The following is an 8,880-nucleotide window of genomic DNA, read 5'->3' as shown; positions in this document are numbered from 1 at the left end:
GGGAGCAAAGCCCCTTTTTTATTGAGAGATACGATTGAATCAATTAAGCGTTAAAGCGCATAGATAAATCGATGGCTTTGACATCTTTAGTCAGTACACCCATGGAAATAAAGTCGACGCCTGAAGTAGCAACTTCACGTAAGTTGTCGATGGTAATATTACCTGATGCTTCTAATTTACAACGACCAGCCACATGCTTGACTGCCTCAATCATTTGTTGTTGGCTGAAATTGTCTAACATAACGATATCGGCACCAGCATCTAAAGCTTGGTTTAACTCATCCCAAGTTTCAACTTCGACTTCCACAGGTTTACCTGGTGCAATGGCATGTGCTTTGTCGATTGCTTGCTGAATGCCACCTGCAGCCATAATATGGTTTTCTTTAATTAAAAAAGCATCGAATAAACCTAAACGATGGTTTTGACCACCACCTACACCCACCGCATATTTTTGCGCAATACGTAAGCCAGGTAATGTTTTACGTGTATCCAGTAGTTTGGTATTTAAACCTTCCAAATGTTTCACATATTCAGCCGTTTTTGTAGCAACAGCAGAAAGGGTTTGTATAAAATTAAGTGCTGGGCGTTCAACGGTTAACAGACTGCGTGCTGAGCCGGCAAGTTTTAAAAATGCCTCATTGGCTTGAACTTGATCGCCATCTTGCTTTAACCAAATCACATTAACGCTTGGATCATAGGCTTTAATTAAAGCATTCACCCACGGTTGCCCTGCAAGAATCATCGTCTCGCGACTGATAATGGTTGCTGTTGCTTGTTCATCTTCAGGTGTCAGCAATGCGGTGATATCACGCTCACCAATATCTTCTTGCAATGCTTGTTGGATATTGATTTGAATTGATTGTTCAAGCAAAGATTGCGGTATGCTCATAAAATCCCTATTGTAGGCACCAGAAAAATGAGCAATATATTACCATTGTACCTCAAGTAATGGTGCTGTTTTTTTCGTCCAAGTCTTTTCCAAAGATGAGCGTGGATGAATTGTCATAAGTTGCAAACACGGATTGAGATCACACATGTCGAATGTACCCAAGCTTCAAGTGGTAGATGGTGTATTACAAGGTGCAAGATTTATTGCTTCACCAAATTTTAATCAAAGACCAGACCATACTGACATTCAACTGGTGGTCATCCACAATATTAGCTTACCGCCCTCACAGTTTGGAGGAGGCTATATTGAGCAGTTTTTCCAAAATAAATTAGATTGGAATGCACACCCTTATTTTAAAACCATTGAAGGGATGCAGGTCTCAGCACATTTATTGATTTTAAGGTCAGGCGAAATTTTACAGTTTGTTAATTTTAAAGACCGTGCTTGGCATGCAGGACGCTCTACGTACATGGCAAATCCAGAATGCAATGATTATTCGATTGGCATTGAACTCGAGGGTAGTGATGATCAAGATTTTACGGAACAACAATATCAAGCTTTAGTTGAGGTCGTGGCAACACTTCAACACGCTTATCCTAAAATTAAAAGTCATATCGCAGGGCATTCAGATATTGCACCTGGACGAAAGACCGATCCAGGACCGCATTTTCAATGGGCTTATTTTAGAGATCAATTAAAACAACGAAAAATGTGATGCTTTGTCGAATGAAATAACAATTTAAAAGCGAAGTTTTATTACAATATCGTCAATCTTTTTAAGTGGTGAATATGATGGCGCTTTGGCGATCCACCTTTATTGTTAGTGCAATGACCATGTTGTCTCGTGTCATGGGGCTTATTCGAGACATGGTGCTGTTAAATGTGTTCGGGGCAGGTAAAGACTTCGATACTTTTGTCGTAGCGTTTCGTATTCCCAACTTTTTTAGGCGTCTTTTTGCCGAAGGTGCATTTTCCCAAGCATTTATTCCTGTTCTCACAGAATATAAAACCACCAAACTCCATGCTGAAGTTCAGATCCTAATTAGTCGGGTATTTGGATGTTTGCTTACCGTGATGACTGCATTAACTTTGCTGTGTATGATTGTTGCACCTGCGATATTGTATGTTTATGCGCCAGGATTTCATGCCGATGCAGCCAAATTTGATTTATCAGTCGACTTATTCCGTCTCACCATTCCCTACCTGATGTTTATGTCGCTGACGGCATTTGCTAGCAGTATCTTAAACAGTTATGGCTCGTTCACCACACCGGCATTTGCGCCAGTGTTGTTGAATATTGCTATGATTGCAGGGGCTTTGTGGCTGTCACCATATATGGAAACACCCATTATGGCATTGGGTTGGGCAGTGGTGTTTGCTGGCATTTTGCAATTAGCCCTACAAATTCCGGAGCTTTGGCGCAAAAAACTCCTGATTCCACCCAAAGTTGATTTTAAGCATGAAGGTGTCGAGCGTATTTTAAAATTAATGTTGCCTGCACTGTTTGGGGTTTCAGTCACACAAATTAATTTACTGCTCAATACCATTTGGGCGTCTTTTATGCAAAATGGGTCTGTTTCATGGCTTTATACTGCAGAACGGATGACCGAATTGCCTTTAGGCTTAATTGGTGTAGCCATTGGAACGGTGATTTTGCCTGCACTCTCTGCGCGTAAAGCCGAACAGGATCAAACTAAATTTAAGGCCATGTTAGATTGGGCTGCACGTGTCATCGTATTTGCAGGTATCCCAGCCAGTATCGCTTTATTTATGTTGTCTACACCGATTATTCAAGCGCTGTTCCAACACGGTGCTTTTGATGCACGAGCGACAGAAATGACCGCTTTGGCATTACAATGTATGAGTGGTGGTGTTTTGGCATTTATGTTAATTAAAGTCTTTGCTCCTGGATTTTATGCGATTCAAGATACCAAAACCCCAGTACGTGTTGGCCTAATGGCAGTTGCAGCCAATGCCATTCTCAATGTGGTTTTTATTGGTATCTTCAAATGGATGGGCTGGGAAGAACTCCATATGGCATTGGCGTTGTCATCTACAGGTTCTGCTTTAGTTAATGCAGGAATGCTATATTTCTATTTACACAAACGTGAAATATTCCGATTTGGTCCGCATTGGAAAAAATTATTTTTCCAATTTGTGGTGGGTAACGCCGTGATGATCGCAGCCCTATGGTATGGTCTCAGCTGGTATAACCCTGATGTAGCACCGTGGATTCGTGTATTTGAAGTGCTTGCTCTTTGTATATTAGGTGTGGTTGCCTATGTATTGGGGTTATTTGCGACTGGCTTTAGACCAAGACAGTTAAAACATGGCTAATGCTTTACAAAGATCCTAAATAAAACAAAAAACATCGCGGAAGCGATGTTTTTTTTATAAGTCATGTGAACCTTAAGGCAAAACTTTTAAAAGTTCGACATCAAAGATTAAGGTGCTGTTTGGCTCAATCGCATCGCCCGAACCGATCTCACCATAGGCCAAATCAGCAGGAATAAAGAAGCGGTATTTAGCACCTTCCTTCATGAGTTGTAAACCTTCAGTCCAACCCGGAATGACTTGACTCACTTGGAATTCAACCGCTTGATTACGTGCGATCGAACTATCGAATACTGTGCCATCGATCAAACGCCCTTCATAATGAACTTTCACTTTTGACGTCGCTTTAGGTGTTTTGCCTTGACCTTGCTGAATCACTTGATATTGCAGCCCTGTTGGTCGTGTGACAATGCCTGCTTTTTTGGCATTTTCTTGTAAAAATTGCTGCCCAGATTTTAAATTTTCTGCAGCTAATTTTTGAAATTCAATCAGCTGTTTCGATTCGCTTTGCTTTTTGTATTTGGTTAAAGCCTGCGCCATTTCTTGATCGGTTAAACTCGATTTTTGACCGGTTGAGCCTTGTTTCAATCCTTCAATAAAAGCATCCAAATTAATATCTTTTAATGTATCCGCATTAGTGCGTCCCATCACATAGCCATAGCTATATCCGAGCTGATCTTTTTCAGTACTTTTATTGCTAATGTTTGCCGCAAATGAGGCAGAGCTGAGGATCAGCAGACTGCTTAATATAGAGATTTTTTTCATCATTCAAATCCAAAAAAGGAGAGCTGAAGGCTCTCCTTTTGATTAACTTATTTGACTTCGATTAATTCAACATCAAAAATGAGTGTGCTGTTTGGTGGAATCGTACCAGGAACACCCTGTTCACCATAAGCCAGATTTGATGGAATATATAAGGTTGCTTTACCGCCTTCCTTCATCAATTGTAGGCCTTCGGTCCAACCAGGGATGACCTGATTCAACGGAAATTCAATCGGTTCACCACGTTCAACCGAGCTATCAAAGACTTTGCCATCAAGTAATTTACCGGTGTAATGCACTTTAACCACAGAGTTTGCAGCAGGTTGTTTTCCTGTACCTTCTTTGCTGACGAGATACTGCAAACCAGAAGCAGTTGTTTTAACATTCGGTTTTTTTGCATTTTCAGCAAGGAAGCTATTGCTTTGTGCATTGGCAGCTTTAGAGTCTTCGACTTTCTTTTCTTCTAATTCTTTTTGTAAAGCCACATAAGCAGTTTGCAGTTCTTCATCGGTATAAGCACGTTCTTTTTTAGCATGCGCTTCACGGACACCGACAATAAACGGATCAATGGCAACTTCAGGAGGAGTTTGGCTGGCAACTTCATAACCCAGTGCATAACTGATTTTATCAATCGGTTTTGCATCAGCAGTCATGCTAGAAACTGTCGCAGATGTTGGATGTTGACTTGCATAATAAACAGGGACGAGCGCAGCACCGCCTAAAACGACAGCAACAGCGATGGGTAAAGCTTTACTCATGAGATTTCCAATTTTTTTCAATTATATGTGCGACATTCTAAAATCGCGGAACTAAAACAGCATAGCGTCAATTCACTTTCAGCGATATAGAATTTCAATGAAATCAACAAAATTTCACAAATATACAGTGTTTGATCGGCATAAAAAAAGCCTGAATAGATCAGGCCTTTATTCAACAATAATTAATCATTGTCCTTTGAGGCTTTATATGCATACGCATAGTTATAACCATAACCATAGCCATAACCCGCTGCATTACGTTGAATGTCATTTAAGATAAAGCCATTCACTTTCACACCGGCTTGTTCGAAACGATTGACTGTGATTTCGAGTTCTTTCATTTGTGTCTTCGCATAGCGAGCAATGACAATATTCACACCTGCATATTGCGAAATGATAATACCGTCAGTCACCGCAAGTACAGGTGGCGTGTCAATGATCACATGATCAAACTGTGTTGAAAGCTGTTCAAGCAACTGTTTGAATTTTTTAGAACTCAATATCTCAGATGGATTGCTCGGACTCTTACCACGGGTGATCACACTTAAACCAGCGACTTCAGTGTCTCGAATAATATTTTGTAGAGAGTGCTGATCTGTCATGTAATCAGTCAAACCTGGCTGTGTTTCAATATTGAAATATTTGTGTAGATAACCACGACGTAAGTCAGCATCAATAATCAAAACACGTTTGTCGGCTTGCGCTAATATTGTTGCTAAATTGGTTGAAATAAATGATTTACCCACTTCAGGTGCAGGACCAGAAATCATAATCACATTATTGCGAGCTGAACTCAGCGCAAAATGAATCGCCGTGCGCATGCTGCGTAAACTTTCAATCGCAATATCATCGCTATTCTTAATCGCGAGAATTGGAATTTTCTTATGCTTTTTCAGCATCTTCATGCGGCTTTCTTGCACTAGTGAACGTGGAACCGTAGCGTAAACCGGCAGATCCAATTCATTTTCAATTTGACTAGAATCTTTGATGCCTGAACGCATCATATTACGTAACAGCGCTAGAAGTGTCCCGAGGAAACCACCAAGGAAAATGGACAAAATTAAAATCTGTATTTTTTTAGGTTTAATCGGTTCAATCGGCTCTACAGCAGTATCAACAATACGAACATTGCCAATTTCCCCCGCTTTCGCAATACGAAGTTGTTGGTACGAATTCAGCAAAGCTGTATATAACTGTTGCTTGACTTCAACTTCACGGAATAACTGGAGATAGCGACGTTGCAAGTCAGGGAGTTGTTTTAAGGTGCCATCCAATTCATTGATTTTTTTATTGATCGCACCCAGTTGAGCGTTCATTTGTTGCATGATCGGATGTTCATTGGTGTATTTCGCACCCGCTTCAGCCACTTTTTGCTCAAGTTCAGCTTTTTGTGTTTCTAAGGCAACACTTTGCGTTAAATACAATTCAGATTCTTTGGTGACATCAACCGTATTAAAGCCTTGACGGAATTTGTTAAATTCACGTTCGGCGACATCCAGTTGTTGTTTTAGTTCTGGGAGTTGTTCATCCAAGAATTTGAGCGTTTGCGCAGTTTCGGCAGAACGACGTTCTACATTTTGCTGACTATACGCATTTAAAATCGTATTCAGGACTTTTGTAATATGCTCTTTATCTTGACCTTGATAGTTTAATCCTAAAACACCAGTCATTTTGCCTTTTTCAGCCACTGAATAATTAGCCAAAAGTGATTTCATCGCAGCAGGCAAAGACTGTTTGGTGATGATATAGCGGTCATTCAATTGATCTTGTGTACGAATCTCAACTTTCCATACGCCATCACGGGTAGAACGTTGATTGAGTTGGTTCAGTGAACCTTTTAGGACCACTTCTTCAGTTCTTAAATCCGTCAGGGTAAACTGTTTCTCAGTAAAATTCAGCGCCAATGCACGGTCACGAAATTTCTGAGGAATATCAAAATGTGGAATAGCAAAAGATTTTTCGTCATCGTTAAAAATTACGGATTGACGTGAATAACTGGTCGAATAGTCATGTGGTGAAAATAAACGATCAAAGAAAGAGTTTTGCGTACCAGACACTCTAAGATCTAAATTTAAACTCTCAATCACTGAACTGAGGACTAATCGAGATTTCAGGATTTCAATTTCTGCTTGAGCAGGTTGTTTCTGCTCAATCATACTTGAGAGATCACCCAAAAGTGCTGCTGAAGTCCCTTTGCTTTCCTCAACTTGAACCAAAGCATCGACAGAGTAAGTATCTGGTGTTGTACGTAAGTAGAGTAGGGCACAGACCAGACTCAAAATCACACACAAAGCAATCAGCTTCCATTGAGCGATTAATGAAAAAAATAATTCTTTTAAATCAATTGTATCTTCGGTATTCGCGGTTTGACTCATAATCTTTATTCAAAATATTAAAGGTGTTTTTTCCAATCAGCGATACAATCCTGAATCAACTGACAGGTGTCATTAAAGAATGCTTGATCGTGTTGGTAAGGATCCGCAATATTTTTTTCACGCCAGTGCCCCAAGCGAAAGGTTTTTCCTTTTGCGTATGGCCATGTTTGTTCGATATGCTTCTGTTGGTTCTGGCTCATGACAAGAATCAAATCCGCATTTTTTACCAATTCAGCATTCAGTTTGCGCGCCACATGATCTTGCATATTTATACCGAAATTTTGCATACATTGTAATGCTTTATCATCTGCAGGATGGCCAACTAAGCCTGAAATCCCAGCAGAGTGAATTTTTCGATCAGGGTACGTATATTTTAGGAAATACTCTGCCATGGGGCTTCGACAGATATTTCCAATACAGACCACTAAAATATTTTTAAAATTCATCAATTCCCCAAACGATCTAAATTATATAAAGCATTGGAGAATGGAATAACTTGGTTGACCACACGTTGCCAACGCGTTAGACCCGTTGCATCGACATAAACAATATCATTACTTTGCATTTTAAACTGATTGGCGAGACCAAAATTGGCAATGCTGGACAGATCCATATGGAAGATTTCAGTCATCGGAGTGTCATTTTGGCTTCTAACGACGTAAATTTTACTACTGCTTGCAGATAATGGATTCAGCCCTAAACTTTCCCCAATCACATCACTTAAAGTCATGCCCTGATCACGCATTGGTAGGGATTGGTTTTTACCTGACTCACCCATGACATAGATTTTTTGATTTTCGCGTGAGTTCACATAAATCGTATCGTTGGCTTGAACCAAAAGATTGTGTAGCGAAAACCCTGCTTTCTCAAGTTCAATCGAGTTTAAGTTATAGGTTTGACCATTGCGAACCAGACTAATCGATGTATTTGCACCAAATTGTGTGTTGATGCCACCAGCTAAGCCAAGCGCCGTATAGATACTGGTGGGTTGGTCATTCAGCGTATATTGACCACCTTTCATGACATTACCCTGTACTGAATAGCGCTGACCTTGGTAAGACAAAACTCGAGCAATAACATCAGGCGTTTTTAAATAACGGGCAAGTAATTGTCGAAGTTCTTGATTGACTTGATCTAAACTTTTGCCAGCCGCTTTATAGCGTCCAATAATTGGAAATTGAATATAGCCACGAGAGTCGATTTGGTAGCCATTGGATTTAATGGCTTCTTCGTTGCTAATAGTATTGGTGGGTGGTGTAATTTCTGGATATGCCCATAGATAAATGGATAATACATCACCAGGACTGAGTAGATATTGTTTTTGATTTTGTAGAAATAAATGTCCCAAATCTTGGTGGACATTGACTTGAGCTGGTTGAACAGCAAAAAGGGACTCTTGAGTGAGTTTGATGACATTGACTTGAGTCCCCAAATCCGTCTGAAAAACACCTTCTTCAGGCAAATCATAGGTTTGCAGACCTGAAGTCACAGCGCAACCTGTAAAACTTAAGCTGAGTGCTAATAATAAACTATAGCGGTAGTAACTCACTCGAATTCCTATCATTTTTTAATTAGTAGAATATTTAAAATAGATTCAAAAATCTAAGCTGATATTTGTTGAGCTATATTATAGGAATAAACCTATAACGCCTAGCGCCAATGTGAATATAAAACCCTTTTTTGTTGCTTGATTGTGATTAAGATCATAGAGTTATGTAATGATTTTTTTCAATTGTCATCATTTTACATCAATATTTAATTG

At 39.8% G+C, this 8,880-nt stretch carries 8 protein-coding genes; 2 read left to right on the top strand and 6 right to left on the bottom strand.

From position 1 onward, the window contains the following. Nucleotides 1-43 precede the first annotated feature (43 nt). Nucleotides 44-889 carry a carboxylating nicotinate-nucleotide diphosphorylase gene (nadC, locus tag CL42_RS09915; RefSeq protein WP_035267758.1) on the bottom strand — a complete coding sequence of 282 codons (846 nt, stop codon included), beginning with the start codon at nt 887-889 and terminating at the stop codon, nt 44-46. A gap of 145 nt (nt 890-1,034) precedes the next feature. Between nadC and ampD the strand changes: the two genes are divergently transcribed. Together ampD and murJ are read left to right on the top strand one after the other, a co-directional pair. After that, entirely contained in the window at nt 1,035-1,604 is a 570-nt protein-coding gene (gene ampD, locus CL42_RS09910; protein ID WP_035267755.1) for a 1,6-anhydro-N-acetylmuramyl-L-alanine amidase AmpD, read from the top strand. Between the two features lie 68 nt (nt 1,605-1,672). Next, nucleotides 1,673-3,226 carry a murein biosynthesis integral membrane protein MurJ gene (gene murJ / locus CL42_RS09905; RefSeq protein ID WP_171076780.1) on the top strand — a complete coding sequence of 518 codons (1,554 nt, stop codon included), beginning with the start codon at nt 1,673-1,675 and terminating at the stop codon, nt 3,224-3,226. A gap of 72 nt (nt 3,227-3,298) precedes the next feature. Here murJ and CL42_RS09900 read toward each other — a convergent pair whose 3' ends face one another. The 5 genes from CL42_RS09900 to CL42_RS09880 form a co-directional block, all read right to left on the bottom strand. After that, complete coding sequence (locus tag CL42_RS09900) at nt 3,299-3,988, bottom strand: FKBP-type peptidyl-prolyl cis-trans isomerase (RefSeq protein WP_035267761.1); 690 nt, start codon at nt 3,986-3,988, stop codon at nt 3,299-3,301. Nucleotides 3,989-4,035: 47 nt separating this feature from the next. Next, entirely contained in the window at nt 4,036-4,743 is a 708-nt protein-coding gene (locus CL42_RS09895) for an FKBP-type peptidyl-prolyl cis-trans isomerase (protein ID WP_035267750.1), read from the bottom strand. Nucleotides 4,744-4,925: 182 nt separating this feature from the next. Continuing rightward, nucleotides 4,926-7,118, bottom strand: coding sequence for a polysaccharide biosynthesis tyrosine autokinase (locus tag CL42_RS09890; RefSeq protein WP_035267746.1), 2,193 nt, complete (start codon nt 7,116-7,118; stop codon nt 4,926-4,928). A gap of 17 nt (nt 7,119-7,135) precedes the next feature. Further along, nucleotides 7,136-7,564, bottom strand: a complete 429-nt coding sequence (locus CL42_RS09885; RefSeq protein WP_035267744.1) for a low molecular weight protein-tyrosine-phosphatase — start codon at nt 7,562-7,564, stop codon at nt 7,136-7,138. Continuing rightward, nucleotides 7,564-8,667 carry a polysaccharide biosynthesis/export family protein gene (locus CL42_RS09880; RefSeq protein WP_035267743.1) on the bottom strand — a complete coding sequence of 368 codons (1,104 nt, stop codon included), beginning with the start codon at nt 8,665-8,667 and terminating at the stop codon, nt 7,564-7,566. Before CL42_RS09880 ends, CL42_RS09885 begins: the two co-directional genes overlap by 1 nt. Nucleotides 8,668-8,880: the final 213 nt, after the last annotated feature.

Source organism: Acinetobacter sp. Ver3 (assembly GCF_000632455.1).
In the GTDB taxonomy this organism is placed as follows: domain Bacteria; phylum Pseudomonadota; class Gammaproteobacteria; order Pseudomonadales; family Moraxellaceae; genus Acinetobacter.
The sequence above is the reverse complement of the archived record's forward strand: the minus strand, read 5'-3'. Positions and strand labels throughout refer to the sequence as shown.

Excerpts from the sequence above, each read along its gene's own strand:
- nadC (WP_035267758.1), bottom strand. The coding sequence starts at position 889 with ATGAGCATACCGCAATCTTTGCTTGAACAATCAATTCAAATCAATATC.
- ampD (WP_035267755.1), top strand. The coding sequence starts at position 1,035 with ATGTCGAATGTACCCAAGCTTCAAGTGGTAGATGGTGTATTACAAGGT.
- CL42_RS09900 (WP_035267761.1), bottom strand. The coding sequence starts at position 3,988 with ATGAAAAAAATCTCTATATTAAGCAGTCTGCTGATCCTCAGCTCTGCC.
- CL42_RS09895 (WP_035267750.1), bottom strand. The coding sequence starts at position 4,743 with ATGAGTAAAGCTTTACCCATCGCTGTTGCTGTCGTTTTAGGCGGTGCT.
- CL42_RS09890 (WP_035267746.1), bottom strand. The coding sequence starts at position 7,118 with ATGAGTCAAACCGCGAATACCGAAGATACAATTGATTTAAAAGAATTA.
- CL42_RS09885 (WP_035267744.1), bottom strand. The coding sequence starts at position 7,564 with ATGAATTTTAAAAATATTTTAGTGGTCTGTATTGGAAATATCTGTCGA.